The organism is Anabaena sp. AL09 (assembly GCF_001672255.1).
In the GTDB taxonomy this organism is placed as follows: domain Bacteria; phylum Cyanobacteriota; class Cyanobacteriia; order Cyanobacteriales; family Nostocaceae; genus Dolichospermum; species Dolichospermum lemmermannii.
In genome coordinates this window covers 1-19,436 of record NZ_LJOQ01000052.1, presented here as the reverse complement: position 1 = coordinate 19,436, position 19,436 = coordinate 1, and the positions used below count along the sequence as shown (strand labels likewise).

General features: G+C 38.2%; 14 protein-coding genes. 11 read left to right on the top strand and 3 right to left on the bottom strand.

Annotation, left to right across the window (positions count from 1 at the left end; all coding sequences use genetic code 11):
• Positions 1 to 148: 148 nt before the first annotated feature.
• The 6 genes from AN490_RS10370 to AN490_RS10345 all read left to right on the top strand — a co-directional run bounded on the left by AN490_RS10370 (position 149) and on the right by AN490_RS10345 (position 11,041).
• Entirely contained in the window at positions 149 to 1,879 is a 1,731-nt protein-coding gene (locus AN490_RS10370) for an SDR family NAD(P)-dependent oxidoreductase (protein WP_300002738.1), read from the top strand.
• A 143-nt stretch (positions 1,880 to 2,022) separates the two neighbouring features.
• A complete protein-coding gene (locus AN490_RS10365) occupies positions 2,023 to 3,375 on the top strand; it encodes a polyketide synthase (protein WP_300002735.1) in 1,353 nt (450 codons plus the stop codon).
• Between the two features lie 4 nt (positions 3,376 to 3,379).
• Positions 3,380 to 6,694, top strand: coding sequence for a type I polyketide synthase (locus AN490_RS10360; protein ID WP_300002732.1), 3,315 nt, complete (start codon positions 3,380 to 3,382; stop codon positions 6,692 to 6,694).
• 178 nt (positions 6,695 to 6,872) lie between these two features.
• The gene (locus AN490_RS10355; protein ID WP_300002729.1) at positions 6,873 to 8,540 is read left to right on the top strand and encodes a PfaD family polyunsaturated fatty acid/polyketide biosynthesis protein; all 1,668 of its coding nucleotides are present in this window, start codon (positions 6,873 to 6,875) and stop codon (positions 8,538 to 8,540) included.
• Between the two features lie 3 nt (positions 8,541 to 8,543).
• Positions 8,544 to 10,058 carry a thioester reductase domain-containing protein gene (locus AN490_RS10350; protein ID WP_300002726.1) on the top strand — a complete coding sequence of 505 codons (1,515 nt, stop codon included), beginning with the start codon at positions 8,544 to 8,546 and terminating at the stop codon, positions 10,056 to 10,058.
• 191 nt (positions 10,059 to 10,249) lie between these two features.
• On the top strand, positions 10,250 to 11,041 hold the full coding sequence (locus AN490_RS10345; protein WP_300002723.1) for an SDR family oxidoreductase: 792 nt from the start codon (positions 10,250 to 10,252) through the stop codon (positions 11,039 to 11,041).
• A gap of 23 nt (positions 11,042 to 11,064) precedes the next feature.
• On the opposite strand, the gene AN490_RS10340 is transcribed toward AN490_RS10345, so the two are convergent.
• From AN490_RS10340 to AN490_RS10330, 3 genes are all read right to left on the bottom strand, one after another.
• On the bottom strand, positions 11,065 to 11,904 hold the full coding sequence (locus AN490_RS10340; protein ID WP_300002718.1) for a DNA-formamidopyrimidine glycosylase: 840 nt from the start codon (positions 11,902 to 11,904) through the stop codon (positions 11,065 to 11,067).
• A 116-nt stretch (positions 11,905 to 12,020) separates the two neighbouring features.
• Complete coding sequence (locus AN490_RS10335) at positions 12,021 to 12,236, bottom strand: photosystem I reaction center subunit IV (protein WP_213710460.1); 216 nt, start codon at positions 12,234 to 12,236, stop codon at positions 12,021 to 12,023.
• A 213-nt stretch (positions 12,237 to 12,449) separates the two neighbouring features.
• A complete protein-coding gene (locus AN490_RS10330; RefSeq protein ID WP_300002715.1) occupies positions 12,450 to 13,031 on the bottom strand; it encodes a PAP/fibrillin family protein in 582 nt (193 codons plus the stop codon).
• 383 nt (positions 13,032 to 13,414) lie between these two features.
• Between AN490_RS10330 and AN490_RS10325 the strand changes: the two genes are divergently transcribed.
• The 5 genes from AN490_RS10325 to AN490_RS10305 all read left to right on the top strand — a co-directional run.
• Complete coding sequence (locus AN490_RS10325; RefSeq protein ID WP_168695380.1) at positions 13,415 to 13,654, top strand: DUF3134 domain-containing protein; 240 nt, start codon at positions 13,415 to 13,417, stop codon at positions 13,652 to 13,654.
• Positions 13,655 to 13,745: 91 nt separating this feature from the next.
• A complete protein-coding gene (gene mraY, locus AN490_RS10320) occupies positions 13,746 to 14,846 on the top strand; it encodes a phospho-N-acetylmuramoyl-pentapeptide-transferase (RefSeq protein ID WP_148766213.1) in 1,101 nt (366 codons plus the stop codon).
• 309 nt (positions 14,847 to 15,155) lie between these two features.
• Positions 15,156 to 16,226 (top strand): trypsin-like peptidase domain-containing protein, encoded by a 1,071-nt coding sequence (locus tag AN490_RS10315; RefSeq protein WP_300002710.1) that lies wholly within the window; start codon positions 15,156 to 15,158, stop codon positions 16,224 to 16,226.
• A gap of 129 nt (positions 16,227 to 16,355) precedes the next feature.
• Positions 16,356 to 16,922, top strand: a complete 567-nt coding sequence (locus AN490_RS10310; RefSeq protein WP_300002707.1) for a COP23 domain-containing protein — start codon at positions 16,356 to 16,358, stop codon at positions 16,920 to 16,922.
• A gap of 215 nt (positions 16,923 to 17,137) precedes the next feature.
• A partial coding sequence (locus tag AN490_RS10305; protein ID WP_300002704.1) for a tetratricopeptide repeat-containing serine protease family protein occupies positions 17,138 to 19,436 on the top strand: 2,299 nt, incomplete at its 3' end.

Sequence of the window (19,436 nt, the reverse complement as noted above, 5' to 3'; positions counted from 1 at the left end):
TTTGATTTTTTTGATTGAATTATTTGCTGAGTTTACTGGATTCATTTCTTGTTTATTTTCTCATCAATCAATAAATCATCCCCATCAAACAAATCACATAAATCATAGTTTAGACGAATTAATCAAATACATCCTACAAATCATAGTTATGACTGCAACTGTTCAAGTTAGCCCATCTTCTGTCTTTGTTGTCAGTGGTGGCGCAAAGGGAATCACTGCTCAATGTACTATTAAATTAGCTCAACATCAACCTTGTAAGTTTATTCTTTTAGGTCGTTCGGAAATTACCACAGAACCAGAATATGCTCATAATTGTTTAGATGATTCGGCTTTGAAAAAGCGCATTATGGAAAATTTGATTTCTCAAGGTGAGAAACCAACACCCATGATGGTACAAAAGATATTTAATCAGATTAATTCTAGTCGGGAAATTAAGAAGACTTTAGCAGCTATTGAAGCTACAGGAGGAAAGGCTGAATATATTAGTGTTGATGTCACTGATACTGTAAAATTACAAGCTAAACTTCAAGAAATTTCTGATAAAGTTGGGCAAATTACCGGAATTATTCACGGTGCTGGTAACTTAGCAGATAAGTTAATTGAAAAAAAGACAGAAGATGATTTTGAGAAAGTTTACACTGCTAAAGTTCAGGGTTTAGAAAATCTCCTATCTTGTGTTAATCCCCAGCAATTACAACATTTAGTATTGTTTTCTTCCGTGACGGGATTTTATGGTAATATCGGTCAAAGTGATTATGCGATCGCTAATGAAATTCTCAGTAAATCAGCCCATTTGATGAAACAATATAACCCTAATTGTCATGTAGTGGCAATTAACTGGGGTGGTTGGGATAGTGGCATGGTGACACCACAATTAAAAAAAGCATTTGCAGAAAGAGGAATTAGTATTATTCCCGTAGAAGTTGGGACACAAATGTTAGTTAATGAACTACATCCAGCCTATCAAGATCATCCACAAGTTGTCATTGGTAGTCCCATGAAACTACCACCTGCTCCTTTAGGTTTAGAACTTCGCAGCTATCGCATTCGCAGAAGAATGACATTAGCAGAAAATCCATTTTTGCATGATCATACAATTGCAGGTTCACCAGTTTTACCAGCAACCTGTGCTAAATCATGGATGGTAAATGGCTGTGAAGAAATTTATCCAGGTTACACATATTTCAGTTGCCAAGACTTCAAAGTTTTAAAAGGAATCACCTTTAATTCTACCTTAGCTAAAGAACATATTCTAGAAATCCAAGAAGTTGCCAAAGTTGATGGTGATTTTGTCGAATTTCAGACCAAAATATTGAGCAAAACCCCCGAAGGTAGAACTCATTATCACTTTAGTTCTCTGATAAAACTGGTAAAAAATATGCCAGAAGCACCCATTTATGAAGCAATGGATCTCAGAGAAGATAATATCGTCACTGATACAGCCAAAGACTTCTATCAAAATGGTGATTTATCCCTATTTCATGGACCAGCTTTCCAGAAAATTACCAAAGTTTTAAATATCAGTCCAGAAAAACTCACAGCCGAATGTTGTTGGCAAGAAATCACAGCCAAAGAACAAGGACAATTTCCTGTCAAATGGCACAACCCTTACATCATTGATTTGAGTACCCAAACATTATGGCTATGGTTAAATTATATCCATAAAGAAGTTTGTTTACCAGGACAATTAACATACTGTGAACAATATCTAGCAGTACCATTTAACGTCCCCTTTTATGTTTCCTGTGAAATCATAGGCAAAACCGACACAGGTGCAACAGTCAACTTCATTATCCATGATCGTCAAGGAAAAATCTACTCCAAAATCTTAGGAGCAAAAGCCGTAATTTGGCCAATAAAAATGTTAAATAAAAAGTAAAATAATATGAAACTCTAATTCTTTGCGCCTTTGCTCCTTTGTGCCTTTGCGCGAAACAAATTCATATTATTAATCCTTGCCGATTGGGGGAATAGCGTAAATCCTTTTCAGTCACGTCTTATGCCCCAACGAGGATTTCAAAAGTGGAAAAAATAGCAATCATCGGGTTATCTTGCCTATTTCCCGATGCTAATAATCCTGAAGAATTTTGGCAGAATCTCACCGCAGAGAAAGATTCCACATCATCTATAACTGTAGCGGATTTGGGAATAGATCCCGCTATATTCTACGATGAAACCAAAGGTAAACCGGAAAAATTCTACTTTCAAAAAGGTGGATTTATCCGCGACTTTAAATTTGAGGCCAACGAGTATAACTTACCTGCGGCATTTGTTGAAAGCTTAGATAATACCTTTAAATGGTCATTGTACGCTGCCAAACAAGCCATTATTCAAAGTGGCTATCTGGGAAATCAAACTGCACTTGCAAAATGTGGCGTAGTTTTAGGAACTTTGGGATTACCAACCAAAACTTCTAATAGTCTATTTGCTCCTATTTATCGGCAAAATATTCAACCTGCAATTAGTGAACTATTACAGGAAAAAGACTTTCATTTAGGTGGTTCATCAACCTCCACAAAAGTCTCTCCATACAATGCCATGGTTTCCGGTTTACCCGCTGCTATAGTTTCCAAAGCCTTTTCTTTATCTGCAACTCATTTCTGTATAGATGCTGCTTGTTCGTCATCATTTTACGCCATTAAATTAGCATCTCATTATCTACAATCTGGCAAAGCAGATTTGATGTTAGCTGGTGCAATTAGTTGTTCAGATCCATTATTTGTCAGAATGTTATTTTCTGGTATTCAAGGATATCCAGATAATGGCATTAGTCGTCCTCTCGATAAGTCATCACGCGGGTTAATTACCTCCGAAGGAATTGGCATGGTAATGCTCAAAAGATACAGTGATGCTGTGAGAGATGGTGACAAAATCCTGGCAACAATTTGCGGTAATGGACTATCTAATGATGGCAAAGGTAAACACCTTCTTAGTCCTAATCCTCAAGGGCAAACTCTGGCATATCAAAGAGCTTATTCAGAGGCTAAACTTAACCCCCAAACTATTGATTATTTAGAGTGTCATGCTACCGGCACTCTATTGGGAGATACCACAGAATGTAACTCAATTGAAGGCTTTTTTAGTCCATATAAAGCAGCACCATTAGTAGGTTCAACCAAAACAAATGTTGGTCATTTACTTGTGGCTGCTGGCATGGTAGGCATAACCAAGACAATTTTAAGTATGTCTCATGGGGTTATTCCTCCAACTATTCATGTGACTCAACCCATAGGTTCTGAAAACAATGTTGTCTCTCCAAAAAACATTGTTAGAACGCCGACGAAATGGCCGAGTCAAGAAACTAAAAGAGTAGCTTTAAGTGCGTTTGGTTTTGGTGGAACAAACTCTCATATCATTCTAGAACAGGGGAAGTAAGCAAATGAATATTCAGCAAAATAAGACTGCAAAAATGGCAATTGTGGGCATGGATGCCTTTTTTGGAGAATGTCAAGAATTAGATGCCTTTGAGAGCAGCATTTATGATGGAAAACAGCATTTTATTCCTCTACCAGAATCAAGATGGCATGGTATTAATGAACAAGAAAATTTACTGCGCGAGTATGGTTTAGAAGCAGGAAAAGTCCCCCAAGGAGCATATATTGATAATTTTGAAGTTGATACTTTAGCTTACAAAATTCCTCCTAATGAAGTTGAAAAAATCAACTCTCAACAACTTTTATTATTAAGAGTTGCTGACCGCGCCCTCAAAGATGCCGGACTTTCACCTAATAGTAATGTAGCGGTAATTATCGCCGCAGATACAGAATTATCTGTACATCAACTCCAACAAAGATGGAATTCATATTGGCAAATAAAAGATGGTTTGAATGGGGCAGAAATTGCCTTATCACCAGAAAAAATCAATCAACTAGAAGGCATTGTTCAAGATAGTATTCACAATCAAGTTGAATTGAGTGAATATCTGAGTTACGTTACCAATATTATGGCTAGTCGGATTTCCTCTTTATGGAATTTTTCTGGTCCATCTTTTACCATTAGTGCCGTCGAAACAGCCGCTTTTAAAGCCCTAGAACTAGCGCAAATGCTGCTAGATACTAATGAAGTAGATGCTGTAGTTGTGGGTGCTGTTGACTTAGCAGGAGGGGTAGAAAATGTCTTATTGCGAAGTCAATTTGGCACAATTAATACAGGAGTCAATACTTTAAGTTTTGACGAAAAAGCTAATGGTTGGAATGTGGGAGAAGGTGCAGGTGCAGTTGTTCTTAAACGCCATGATACGGCGTTAGCAAATAACCAACGTATCTATGCAGTAATTGATGGTATTAGCATTGGTCAAGCTCCCTCAATGGCTGTAGATAGCCATACCATTAGCCAAGTATGTCAACAGGCTTTTCAACAAGCAGGAATTGAACCCACAAAAGTTAATTATTTGGAAGTCTGCGCTAGTGGTATTCCCGCAGAAGACGAAGCCGAAATTAACGGTATCCTTCAAGCTTATCCTGCCGTTGGTGATGGGTTACACTGCGCTATAGGTAGCGTTAAAGCAAATATTGGTCATACCTTCGTTGCGTCAGGAATTGCTAGTTTAATTAAAACTGCACTGAGTATTTATCACAGATATATTCCCGGAACTCCCAATTGGTCTGGTGTCAAAACACCGCAAGTATGGGAAGGTAGTCCTTTCTATGTTGCAACTGAGTCCAGACCTTGGTTTTTGCAAAAAGAGGTCAAATCTCGAATTTCCGCGATTAATAGTATTGGTTGTGACGGTTCTTTTGCCCATATCATCTTATCAGAAGAAACCGCACAACCAGAACGCACCAGCACATATTTAGAATCAAGACCTTTGCATTTATTCCCCATTGCAGCAGATGATCAATCTAGCTTATTAGCAGCGTTGGATCATTTGCAAGCAACAATTGAAAATGCTGATTCTCTCAAAAATATTGCGAGTCAAACCTTTGTTAAATTTCAACAAAATTCTGACAGCAAATATACACTTTCCCTAACTGGACGCAACCAAAAAGAATTAATTAAAGAAATTAATTCAGCTAAAAAAGGTGTAACTAATGCCTTTGCAAATGGCAAAGATTGGCAGACTCCCATAGGTAGTTATTTCACACCCAAACCCCTGGGTAAAAATGGAGAAATTGCCTTTGTTTATCCCGCTGCTGTTAATACTTATTTAGGTATTGGTCGGAGTCTTTTCCGTTTATTTCCTAAAGTCTTAGATGATGTCATTATCAAAAGTCTTGACGAACGAGCAGCAGATGTGGAAAAATTGGTATTTCCCAGAAGTTTGAGTAAATTATCAACTCGACAATTAGAAACACTAGAAAAGAAATTGCTGGATGATTCCTTAGCAATGTTTGAAGCAGAAGTGCTTTTTACCAGATTAATGTCCACAATTATCACCGAGGATTTTAACATTAAACCTAAATATGTCTTCGGATATAGTTTAGGTGAAACTAGCATGATGGTTGCTCAAGGAGTATGGAGCAATTTTTATGAAGTTAGTCATACCTTTAATTCATCAGCCTTATTTGGAGATAGATTATCTGGTTCCAAAAACGCTGTCCGTGAGTATTGGGGACTACCAAAAACTGACACAAATCCAGAAAATAAGTTATGGGCTAACTACGTTCTCATGGCTAGTCCAGCCCAAGTTAGAGAATGTTTAAAAAATGAAGATCACCTTTATTTGACACAGATTAATACCCCAGAAGAAGTATTAATTGCTGGAGAACCAGCAGCTTGTGAGCGAGTAATTAAAACCCTGGGTTGTAATTCTTTTCCTGCTCCTTTTGATCATGTGATTCATTGTCAAGCAATGCAATCAGAATCTCAAGAACTAGAAACCTTATACACATTACCAGCACAAAAAATACCCGGAATCAAGTTTTACTCCGCTGCTGAATATCAATCAATTGAAATTGAAAGCAACCAAATTGCCCACAATATTGCCACAGGATTATGTCAACAACTCGACTTTCCCCGCTTAGTTAATCGTGTCTATGGTGACGGAGCAAAAATCTTTATTGAAGCCGGTGCAGGTGGTATTTGTTCACGCTGGATAGATAAAAATCTGGGTAATCAAGAACATCTTACCGTATCCCTAAATAGACGGGGTACAGATGACCATAGTTCCCTAATTAAAGCATTAGCAAAACTATTGAGTCATCAAGTAAACTTAAATCTCGCTCCTTTATATAACCTATCTTCAGAAAACACCCAACAGAAAAAAGCTGCACTGAGGAAAGTTACATTAGGTGGTAATTCCATGACTTCTGCAATTTTGAATGCAGAAAATAGCCAAATATTTGCTAATAACCAAAAGCAAACAATTTCTACTCATCAAGAGTATAAAATCATCAATTCCCTACAGACATCGGAGAAAATAGCACCCACAGAAATTTACCCCAAACCCCAACCCAAACCACAGAAAAATACCATTAAAACGATCATGGAGAACGGTTTAGAATTGTCAAAGAAACTAAAATTCTTTGAGTCAACAAAAATCATTAAGCAAAACATAAATCAAGAATCTAGTGGAAAAATTAGCATGAATGATTTAAAAATTGCTCAGTATCAAAATCTGAGTAACAACACCGCCAAATTAACTAAAACACACACAAGTTTCTTAGCAGCTAGACAAGATTTTAGTCAACAAATGAGCGAAATCATTCAATTACAACTAGCTTGCGCTCAAAACCTACTCAACGAAGAAAAATAACCAAAAATCGGCGTTGCTAAATTGACGTGAAAAATATGGCTACACCACGCAAAATCTCAAACTTTGCGCCTTAGCTCCTTTGCGTCTTTGCGCGAAACATATTCATATATTTGATCAGCAACGCCAATTTTTTTACTTCATTTCAAATACCCTGCTTATAAATTGAGGAATAACTACCGTGACAACAATCGAGACGGTACTAAATAAACATGATAATGGACTTGGATTTTTCACCTGTAATCATCAAAACCAAATTTGGAAAGGTTCATTAGATTGTGTTAGCTTTGAAAAAAGTGGCATTAAAGATAAACTATTAACATCAGATAAACCCTGCTATATTATTAAAATATCCGGGAAAATTGGTGCTACTAATGATGGTTATTTAGCACCTAATGATAATGTTTCATCTGGACAAGCAGAACTTTTAATCTCACTCCCTCCCCTCCGATTACAACAACTTGGCGACCCTAGTTTTCTCGCTGCTTATGGTGTAAAATACGCCTATATGACCGGAGCAATGGCTGGGGGTATTGCTTCCGAAGAAATGGTAATTGCTCTGGGAAAAGAGAAGATTTTAAGTTCCTTTGGTGCAGGTGGTTTACTTCCAGAACGGTTAGAAAGTGCGATTAATACTATTCAACAAGCATTACCTCATGGACCCTACGCTTTCAATTTAATTCACAGTCCTAATGAACCAGCTATTGAACGTCGGGCTGTAGATTTATATTTGAAATATGGTGTCAGAACTGTAGAAGCATCAGCATTTTTAGACTTAACTCCTAACATCGTTTATTATCGAGTTGCTGGGTTAAGATTAAATGCAGCTAATCAAATTGATATCAGAAATAAGGTCATTGCTAAAGTTTCCCGTCGGGAAGTTGCGACTAAATTTTTGCAACCAGCACCAGAAAGAATCCTCAAAGAATTACTTGAGCAAGGACTAATTACAGAATTGCAAGCTAATTTGGCAAGACAAGTGCCAATGGCTGATGATATTACCGTGGAGGCTGATTCTGGTGGGCATACAGATAATCGTCCTTTAGTATGTTTATTACCTTCAATTATTGCCCTCAGAGATGAAATTCAAGCCCAATATAATTACTCAGTTCCTATTAGAATTGGCGTAGCTGGAGGCATTGGTACACCAGAAGCAGCTTTAGCTGGTTTTATGATGGGTGCTGCTTATATAATGACGGGTTCAATTAATCAATCTTGTGTGGAATCTGGTGCTTGTGAACATACTAAAAAATTATTAGCACAAGCCGAAATGGCAGATATGATCATGGCTCCCGCAGCCGATATGTTTGAAATGGGAGTCAAATTACAAGTTCTCAAACGCGGGACAATGTTCCCCATGCGAGCGCAAAAATTGTATGAATTATATCGCACTTACGACTCTATTGAACAGATTCCCGCAGCCGAAAAAGATAAGCTAGAAAAACAAATTTTCCGTAAAAGTCTTGCGGAAGTTTGGGAAGGTGCAGCGGCTTATTTATCCCAAAAGAATCCTGAAAAATTGGGTAAAGCTGTTAATAATCCTAAATTGAAAATGGCTGTAATCTTTCGCTGGTATTTAGGGTTATCTTCCCGCTGGTCTAGCACTGGTGAAAAAGGTCGGGAAGTTGATTATCAAATATGGTGTGGACCAGCTATGGGTGGCTTTAATGACTGGGTGCGTGGCTCTTATTTGTCAGAACCTAATCAGCGTCATGTTGTTGATGTTGCTGACCAAATTATGAAGGGGACAGCATTTTTATATCGTAGTCACAGTTTAAAAATGCAGGGTTTACAAATGCCTGCTTATTACAGTCAATATCAACCAATTCCTTCTACATTGGAGAAGTAAAAAATGAATTTAAAACAGTCTTATAATGCTGAAAGTATTCAAGCATTTCTAGTTTCTCATCTTGCGGAAGTTGTCGGAGTCGAAACCGCAGAAATTGATGTTGACGAAAACTTAGAAAATTATGGTTTGGATTCTGCTCAAGCCATGATGATCATTAGTAAATTAGAAGAATTACTAGGATTTAAGCCCTCTCCTATTTTACTTTGGCATTATCCTAACATTGCTGCCCTTTCTCAGCGATTAGCAGACGAATCAAGTGATGATTCTCAAGTAAAAGATGCAGGGTCTGGGACAAATTCTCCTGTTAATTTTGCTCCTCCTCTGCTAGATTTGGCTGCGGAAGCTGTCCTAGACCCCACTATTCAACCCGTAGGTACTGCTGTTTCTGTTACTAACCCTAAAAACATCTTTTTAACCGGAGGAACAGGTTATTTAGGCGCTTTCATGATCAAGGAATTACTAGAAGTATCGAACGCAACTCTTTATTGCTTAGTCCGTGCTAGTAGTTTGGAAGAAGGTAAAAGCAAATTAGAAAATAATTTGCAACAATATGGCATTTGGCAAGATCATTATAGTGGCAGAATTATTCCTATAATTGGTGATTTAGCACAGCCACATTTGGGGATTAGTGCAGAACAATTTGAAAATCTAGCTGCTAACATTGATACTATTTATCATAGTGCCGCTTTGCTGAATTATGTTTATCCTTACTCAGCATTAAAAACAGCGAATGTTTTGGGTACACAGGAAGTTTTGCGGTTAGCTTGTCAAACTAAAGTTAAGCCATTGCATTATGTTTCTAGTGTGGCTGTTTTTGAATCAACGGCTTATGCTGGTAAGTTAGTTAAAGAAGAAGATGATTTTCATGACTGGGAAGGTATTTTCCTCGGTTATTCCCAAACTAAATGGGTAGCAGAAAAATTAGTAAAAATTGCTGGTAGTCGAGGATTACCTATTACTATTCATAGACCTCCTTTAATTTCTGGAGATAGTCAAACTGGAATTTGTAATACCCATGATTTCATCAATTTAATGATTAAAGGTTGTCTGCAAATGGGGTCTTTCCCTGATGTAGATTATATGTTGGATATGTCTCCTGTTGATTATGTCAGCAAATCAGTTGTTTATCTTTCTCGACAAGAAACATCTGTAGGTAAGGCTTTCCATTTACAACATCCTCAACCTGCTTCCTTAAAATCTTTAGTTGATTGGGTGCGTTCTTTCGGATTCTCACTGAAGATGATTCCCTACGAAGAATGGCAAGCAGAATTAATTAATAATGTCACATCTCAAGACAATCCTTTATATACTTTGCGGCCATTTTTACTAGAACGTTGGTCAGATGAACAAATCACTATTCCTGATTTGTATTTACAAGCGAGAAGACCAATTATTAGTTGTGAAGAAACCCTAGAAGCACTAAAAGAAAGTTCTATTGTTTGTCCACCTATTGATTCTCAATTGTTGATGACTTACACATCTTATTTAGTACAGACTGGTTTCCTAAGTCTTGCCTAATATCAATTTCATGTGAGGCTGCATATAATTATGAAATCCATTATTTTATCCGTATTTATCCGCGTTCATCTGCGTTTATCTGCGGTCAATTATTCTGGAAATCTTAATTATAAGCAGCTTAATTTTTATTTAGTATAATGGTGTTGGTAAGATTTATCCGTGCCAATTCCAGCTAATTCACTTTTTGTAAAATGAACATAAAATGCCAGGGAACAGTTTTAATTACGGGTTCAGCTAATGGGATTGGTTATCAGTTAGCCCGGATTTTTGCTCATAATAATTATAATCTTGTATTAGTAGATAGAGTAGGAGAAAAACTCACAAAAATAGCTGTTGATTTTGTAGAAGAATTTGGAATTTCTGTTAAACCTATTATCAAAGATTTATCTATATCTACATCTCCTGAAGAAATTTTCTCGGAATTACAAGAAGCTGGTATTAAAGTTGATATCCTGGTAAATAATGCCGGATTTGGTACTTATGGATTATTTAATGAAACTAACTTAAATAATGAACTAGAAATGCTGCAAGTAAATTTAGTTTGTTTAACTCATTTAACAAAATTATTTCTCAAAGACATGGTTAAACAAGGTTATGGGAAAATATTAAATGTTTCTTCTGCCGCTGCTTTTCAACCAGGTCCATTAATGGCAGTTTATTTTGCCACCAAAGCCTATATTTTATCATTCTCCGAAGCGATCGCTAATGAATTAGAAGGTACAGGTGTCACCGTCACAGTTCTTTGTCCAGGTTCAACGGCATCTGCTTTTCATGAAAGAACCGGCATGGCAGATTCTAAAATGCTCAAGGGTAAAAATATGATGGATGCGGAAACTGTAGCTCAGATGGGATATGATGCTTTAATGAAGGGGAAAATCATTATTATTCCTGGTTTTATGAACAAACTGATGTCAAAATGTGTGCGGTTTATTCCTAGGAAAATGGTGACGAAAATTGTGAGAAGTATGCAGGAAGAAAAGTAATTTAGTTTTCAATGCTAACCTACTTAACTTTGACATTGAGAACAAAAATGACTAGAACGCCCACCTAACTTAATCCGTTGGATCACGTTACCACAAACCTTACAAGGTTCGCCGGTGCGATTATAAACCCACGCTTCACCGCCATAATTACCGTTAACGCCTTTAACACTCAAGAAATTACTAAAAGTTGTCCCACCTACCGCAATACTCGCTGATAAAACTTGAATAATTGCAGTTCGCAAAAGTTCAATTTTTGGAAGTTGCAATTCTGTACAAAGAGTTGTTGGTAAAATCCCACTTTTAAACAAAGCTTCATCTGCATAAATATTACCTAATCCTGCCACCATTGACTGATCTAATAATCCAGTTTTAATGGGACGACGGGATTTTTTTAATTTATCGGCTAAATACTCTACAGTGAACTCTGGGGAAAAGGGGTCAACTGCCAATTTCGCCAAACCTGTAATAATACTTTCTACAGCTACATCATCAGGAACATACCACATTTGCCCGAAGGTGCGCTGGTCAACAAAGCGTAATTCTTGCCTTTCCCCAAAAAATAACCTCACTCTGGTGTGTTTGTGTAAAGGTTGATCTTGGGTTAACCAAAGTAACTGACCGGTCATGCGGAGGTGAACTCCTAAATAACTGGGGGAAGGGGAGGAAAGTTCAGCGAGGAGATATTTACCACGACGATGCCAGGTAGCAATGGTATTGCCTTTAATTTTATTAATAAACTCATCAACGGAAGCCGTATAAGCGATGGTGCGTTGTAGCAACACATCTCCTCCCGTGATTTCTTGACTCAGGGTTAATTGATTTAAACCCCGGCGGACCGTTTCAACTTCAGGCAGTTCAGGCATTCAAGCAAATAATATTTTTAGGGGCAGGTATGGTCAACGAGAGGAAATGGGCAAGATTTTCACCTTGACATCTCCTCCTATTATCCCATTAAACAATCCCCTTGATGCTTGGCTGTTTATTTTGCTGCGGCTTTGGGTTTAGGTGCTTCGACCTCAATTAACTCATCTACAGCAAAGTTGTTGGTATTGAGATTAGAATAGTTAACTTTCTCAAAGCGAACAATTACAGGGTATTTGATGGCGCTTTTGTCAACAGAAACCACTGTACCAAGATCCTGAAACCAGTAGGACTCAGGGCGGAGAATACGTACTTTAGAACCACGTTGAACCATGATGGATCTTCCCTTTTGAAGTATGAATGCCGTTAAAGTAGGGCTGATTGTTCTCACTCTACATCCTGAAGGTGTTGGCTTGTGGTTTTGTTAAGTTATTTGTCAAATTGGTGAATTTTCATGGGGAATAAGTTGTTAATCTTCTTAATTTACCCCTTGACAAAGTACCTATAATAGATTAACCTCATTCCCAAATACCCCTTGCAAAATGTCTTATGTCTTACTTAATACAAAAACACTACCTTCGTTCCCCCTGCCAATCCGGAGATCATCATCTATATAAGTAATATCTAACCAACCTTGTTGTTCACTTTGAATGGGAAAATCAAAAGCTGTAAATTTTTGCCCCAATTCAATTTGTTGGATGAAGTTTCCTGGTGTTGTATAGCCAATTAGGCTTTGTAACCCGATGATAGAACGTTGGAATTTTACTTGTACACGCCGTTCTGAGACTGGTTCAAATTTAGCAACAACGCTAACTAATCCTGCAAATAAAGGAATGCCATAGATCTCAGCTATATTATAAATACTGTTGGTTTCTCCGCGAATACATTGGTAAATTTGACCAAGTTTACATAAGGGTAAACGATCTATGTTTAATAGAGCTTTGCTTGTGGTGTATAGTAGTCGCCAGTTGCCTTCTAGTAAATTACTAGCTGCTAATGGCCGTGGTGTAGGATTAAAATCTTCTAAGTTAGCGATCGCTGCTAAAATAGCTTGTTGTTGTGGCTGATTTGCTAATAAACCGCGATTTGTGCCAACAATTATATCTATGAGAGTTGATTTGCCTATCATTAACCTGTACCTCAAGAGTTTGCATGATGAAACAGCATTAATAAAATATTAATGTTCTTTGTCTATAACCAGACAACTCGTAAATAATGCCTTTTTGGCTACCGTTCCCTAATTAAATGAAAATTTTCTTTAATTCGGATTCAGCAATTAAAGAGTTGTATGAAGGAATAAATTAACTCGTATCAAATGATAGACTCTTAGAGGGTGTTTGAAAAGTTATGGTTGATGTATCAAATATTTTTTACCCCACCCTAATTTTATTGTTTCCCCCCTTTACAAGGGGGGACTAAGGGGGGTAGCAATGTGATGAAAATTACGGAATACCACTTTTCAAACATCCTCTTAATGTCTAGTTATATAAACCCTTGTGTGTGATTGTTAATATGTTAGATTCTCCCCTCCGCGAAGCTCCCCGAAACCAACGAGCATCAGTTATTCCCTTAAAACAAGAGTCCTCCATGTTGGACTGGTTGCGGCTGAGTGGCAGATTGATAGCCCGTGATATCCATGACACCGACTCGCGGGAAGATGTAGAAGTAATATCCGATTTTCTGGGCGCAGACGACGGAATTGGTGATACTGACTATGATGATGACGATGATGTAATTGCTGAGGAGGACTAGTACCGCAGGATCTTGCGAACTAGTAACCAAAACCGGGTTGGATTATTTTGTTGAGGTTTTTTTAAAGTGTGGAGTGAAGGGACTTTTTTTTGTGGACGCTAAATTATCTCCTAATCAAAGTTTGAATTTTTCGGGAATTGGGTTAGCCTCCTTGCTGGCCTTGTTACTCAGTACGACAGCCTTGATTTCAGATTGGATGGGAAATAGAACCCCATGGGCTACTACTTCCCTCACCCTACCTCTTTTATTATCTGCTGTGGGTGTGGCGATTTTGGGACAGTGGGTAATCCCTCTGCTACAAACGCTCAAAACCGGGCAAATCATCCGGGAGGATGGACCCCAGGCACATCTCAAAAAGGCGGGAACACCAACTATGGGGGGTATATTTTTTATCCCTGTAGCGGTGATAATTGCTTGTATATTATCCGATTTTTCGGAAAATGTGCTGGCAGTTTCGGCTTTAACACTCAGCTACGGCTTAATTGGCTGGATAGACGACTGGCAAATTTTGCGTCGGAAGTCTAACAAAGGAATTTCTCCAAAGATGAAGTTGGCTTTGCAAGTTATCTTTGGGGCGGTATTTTGTGCGTGGTTGGTATTTAAGGGTGATTTTAGTATAACTAATATCCATGTACCTTGGGTGGGTTTATCCTTACCTTTAGGACTGTTGTTTTGGCCTGTGGCGGGTTTTGTCCTGGTTGCCCAGAGCAATGCTACTAATTTAACAGATGGGATTGATGGTTTAGCAGCGGGAACAGTAGCGATCGCTATTTTCGCATTAGGTGTGATTATTGCGCCAACTTCTCCCGATTTGATGGTTTTCTGTGCTGCTGTCAGCGGTAGCTGCTTGGGCTTTTTAGCCTACAATCGCAACCCGGCTAGTGTTTTCATGGGTGACACCGGTTCTTTAGCCCTGGGTGGCGCTTTAGCTGCGGTTGCACTGTTAACTAATACTTTAGTAGCACTGTTTATTCTGAGTGGGATTTTCTTTGTCGAAACTCTCTCTGTGATGGCACAAGTTGGTTATTATAAAGCGACAAAAGGACCAGATGGCAAAGGTAAGCGATTATTTAAAATGGCTCCTTTACATCATCATTTAGAATTAACTGGTTGGTCAGAATTGCAAGTAGTGGCTGTGTTTTATATGATCGCCGCTTTTCTAGCTTCCGTTTGTATTATGTCCATAAAATAATCAGTTTTGTTTTAATCATCAGATTTTTCACAAATAAAAATTCACAACCTCCAAATTTGGGGGTTGTTTTTGTTTTGAGATTGGGGGTTCTGTCCAGAACGTAAATTACCCCAATTCCCAATACTCAAATTGTCATTTACATCCTTGAGGAGTTGAGCAAATTCAGGGGATTATTGGGATATTTTGCCAGATAGAAACAAAATATTTGCTACTTACGTCTAATTACTAAGCTGCTGTAACAAGCAATGTTAGGCTTGAAGTTTACACGGCAGTAGGTTGGGTGTAAAGTTACCAGGGAACACAACTAATATGAAGCATCTATTGTACCGATATGGTATTTTGACGCTTTTTTCTATATGTACCCTCATGGGTATGACTAGCGTTAAAACTGTATTAGCATCACCAGCAGAAGAAGCAAATCGAGTTTGCATGAAAGGAGGCGCTGCCGTTGTCACTGTTAAAGGTAATGGACATGGTAGCGGTTTCCTTGTCAGTCAAGATGGTTTAATTATTACCAACGCTCATGTAGTTAATCGTGGTCCTAGCGTTGTCACTGTGGTATTTCGGGATGGTAGGCAAGTACCCGCCGATGTGATCGGTTTTGCTAGGGGTGGAGTTGATTTAGCAGCCTTAAAAATCCAAAATCGTAAAAATTTACCACATCTGAGTTTAGCTGCTAGTACAGCCAAAGTAGGTTATCCAGTGTTTGCTATTGGTAGTCCCTTGGCTGCTGATAACCGCGATACCTGTACTCAAGGAAATATTAGCCGCATTCGTCCAGATGGAATTATTCAACATACTGCAACTCTGAATCCTGGAAACTCTGGCGGACCTTTATTAAATACTAAAGGGGAAGTTATTGGTGTTAATACCAGTGTAGCTGTATCTCCAGTTCTTGATGATGCTGGTAATCAGGTTGCGGTTGTACCAGGAGGAACTGGAATTAACTTTTCTCAACCAGGAGCAAAAGTCAAATCTTTTTTAGCAGATATCAAACAAAAAAAAGTTTCTCCTATCTCCACTCTCCCTGCCGAAGAACCATCTGTAAAAACTATTTCCCTTGATGGTCAAGTAATTAATGGTAGTTTAAATGGCAGTCCTGATTATTATATATTTTCAGGTAAAGCAGGTCAAACAATTGTGATTGAAATGGATAGTCAGAAGATTAATCCATTCTTAACCTTATCTCAAGTTATTGAATCTGACGCTGGGAAAAAGATTGAAAAAATTGCTGAAAATGACGACAAAGGAGCAGGTGATTTTAATGCTAGAATTGTCGCTACTTTACCAGCAGATGGAATTTATTTAATAATTGCCAATTCTTCCGAAAGGGGGGAAACTGGTAATTATAGTTTACGGGCTATTTCTAAATATGAGTAGGTTGGGTTGAAGAATGAAACCCAACATTCTTAAACAACAACGTTCTAACTGTGTTGGGTTTCGCTGTTGCTCTACCCAACCTACATTTTGATAATCAACATCAATTTTTTAATTAAGGACTCAAAAATCATGAAATTACAATCACTTTCCATCTTTTTAGGATTAACAACATTGACCTTAACCATGAGCATAAATCCTGGTTTAAGTCAAGATAATGCTTCTGCTCAACCAAATCAAGTCACATTTTTCTGTCAAGAAATATTTGATCCAGCCAGTGGTGAAAAAGTTCCCGCTACCATTGCTTGGGTTCCTGAACGTCAAGGTCACGTACGGTTTATTGGTTGGAAATCCGAGTATTTTGCCAAAGGTGGTTGGACTCCCCAAAAACGTTGCCAACAAGTATCTAGAAAGTTCCAGAATTTTTATGAAGCAGGTCGTTTAAATCGCTTGACAACGGGTGAAAATCAAGGTAATCCTGTGGTTTGTGCTGTGGCAAGTGATGAACAAACTTGTAATGCTAACAATCAATTATTTACCCTAAAAAATAATAGTAACCCAGGATTAGTTTTAGAGCAACTTGTGAATATAGCCCAGGGTAAAAGTTCAGAACTACTTTGGCAAAGTTCAGGAAATAGTAAGTATTTGAATGTGGGTAAATATTTGCAAAATGCCCCACTTGTGAATATTAAAAAATAGCCATTCTCGACACAAATAAAACGGACTTTATCTCTTTCCCTCGTTCCCCTGCTCTGCCGGGGAATGCCCACAGGAGGCTCTGCCTCCACTGTATTCACTGTATTTGAGGCAGAGCCTCAAACTCCCATTCCCAGCCGGAGTCTGGGAACGAGTTTAACGGTGCGTTAGCGACAGCGTAACGCACCCTACAAATCATCTACTAATCAACAATTACCATGAACCGTAACATTGCTATTATTTCCTCTTTATTATTCCTATTTTTCCCATCATTGACATTAGCAAATCCTCCCTATTCCTTATCTCAAAAAATTACCCCGGCTACCTGTAATTTAGAACCTGATAACCCCGAAAGTGGAGAATATTCACCACAAAAACTCCAAACCCTTGTTAAACAAATTACAGTCAGAGTCATTGGTGATAATAACGGCGGTTCAGGAACAATATTGGCTAAAAAGGGCAATTCCTATTTAGTTGTTACCAACTCTCATGTTTTGCTGGGAGTTAATAAAGTTCAAATTAAAACACCTGACAATCAAATCTATTCAGCCCAAATTTTGCCTAATACTAATTTTGGTAAACTAGATTTAGTTGTTCTGCAATTTACATCTAATCAAAATTATTGTCTACCTAAAGAAATTGCTAGTTTCGATATTAATACAGATACACCAATTATAGCCGCCGGCTATTCTAGCAGCAAAGGGGAAATAGTATTTAGAACCGGAACAGTAAAACAAATAATTTCTCAACCTAGTTTAAAAGCTGGATATGAAATTGGTTATACCAGCGATATTGAACAGGGAATGAGTGGCGGTCCAATTATTAGTAGTCTAGGGTATCTCCTGGGAATTAATGGGATTAGTTCCTATCCTTTAGTCAATTCTGGTTATGTTTATACCAACGGAAAACGCCCCACAAATACAGAAATTCAAGAATTTAGAAAACTCAGTTGGGGAATACCCATTAGGACAGTTTTAGGTCAGGTAAGACCAGAAGTTCTCACCGCTTATAATTTACCTCTACCAGATATTAAACAGCAAATAGCAGAAGTACCGTTAACAGGATGGTTAGGAGAATTAGAAGCAAAAGCTCAACAAATTACTGTCAGAATTGATAGTAGTAGCGGTAGTAATGGTTCAGGGATAATTATCGCTAAGGAAGGAGATATTTACACCGTTTTAACTGCGGCTCATGTAGTTTGTAAACCACCAGATAAACCAGGAAAATGTGAGCCAAATACTTATAAAATCCTCACAGTAGATGGTAAACAATATCCTGTAGAACCAAGCACGATTAAATTAGAAGAAGGGGTAGATTTAGCAGTAGTTAAATTCACCAGTCGGGAAAATTATCAAGTTGCGACCTTAGCAAATTATCCCACCAAAGATGATGAATATATGTTCACCGCGGGTTATCCCAGGTTAGGAGAAAAATCACCTTGGCGGTTCACATTGGGACAAATTTATAGTCAGGAAAGAGGATTATTAAATACTACCCAATCAGATTTTAACAATAACAGTTCTGGTACAGCCCAAAGTGCAGCTTCCTTAACAGGAGGATATGAATTAGTTTATAGTAGTATCACCTTTGGCGGCATGAGTGGGGGACCTGTTTTAGATTCTCAAGGGCGGGTAATTGGTATTCATGGCAGAACTGAGGGACAAGCTGCTATTGATAATAATAGTAGTAGTGGCGGAAATATCCAATTAGGTAATAGTTTGGGTATTCCGGTGAGTACATTTTTGGCATTAGCTACCCGACTGAATACCCAAGCACAAAAGGTAGAAACCACCCCAACACCAGAACTAAATCAACAGAAAGTTAGGTCTATTAAAACAGCGATTTTATCAGTAGATGTTTCCCAAGGCAATACTACCGCCAGTCAATGGTTAGAAAGAGGAAATCAACTGTGGCGGTTACGTCGTTATCCAGAAGCAATACAGGCTTTTGAAGCAGCAATTAAGCAAAAACCAAAGTTTATTCACCTGGCTTATTATGGCAAGGGTTTGGCGTTAGCTAGGAGTGGAGAATATCCAGAGGCTATAACTGCATTACAGCAATCGGTGCAATCTCAACCTGATTTTGTTCCTGCTTGGTTGTTGCTAAGTGCAGTTTATCGAGAATCAAACCAACTGGATAAAGCCTTAGCAGCCATAAATCAAGCCATTCAACTTCAGCCCAATAATCCTAATTTGTATAATGAGAAGTGGGCAGTTTTAAAGGATTTAAAAAAATATAGAGAAGCAGCAGCAGCGATAAATAAAGCCATTGAACTCAGTCCCCGTGCAGCATTTTACAGCAACCGGGGAAATGTCCGTAATGATTTAGGAGATAAGCCAGGAGCAATAGATGATTACAACCTAGCTATCAAGTTTAATCCTAACTATGCCAATGCCTACTACAACCGGGGAAATGTCCGTAATGATTTAGGAGATAAGCCAGGAGCAATAGATGATTACAACCTAGCTATCAAGTTTAATCCTAACGATGCCAAGGCCTACAACAACCGGGGAGTTG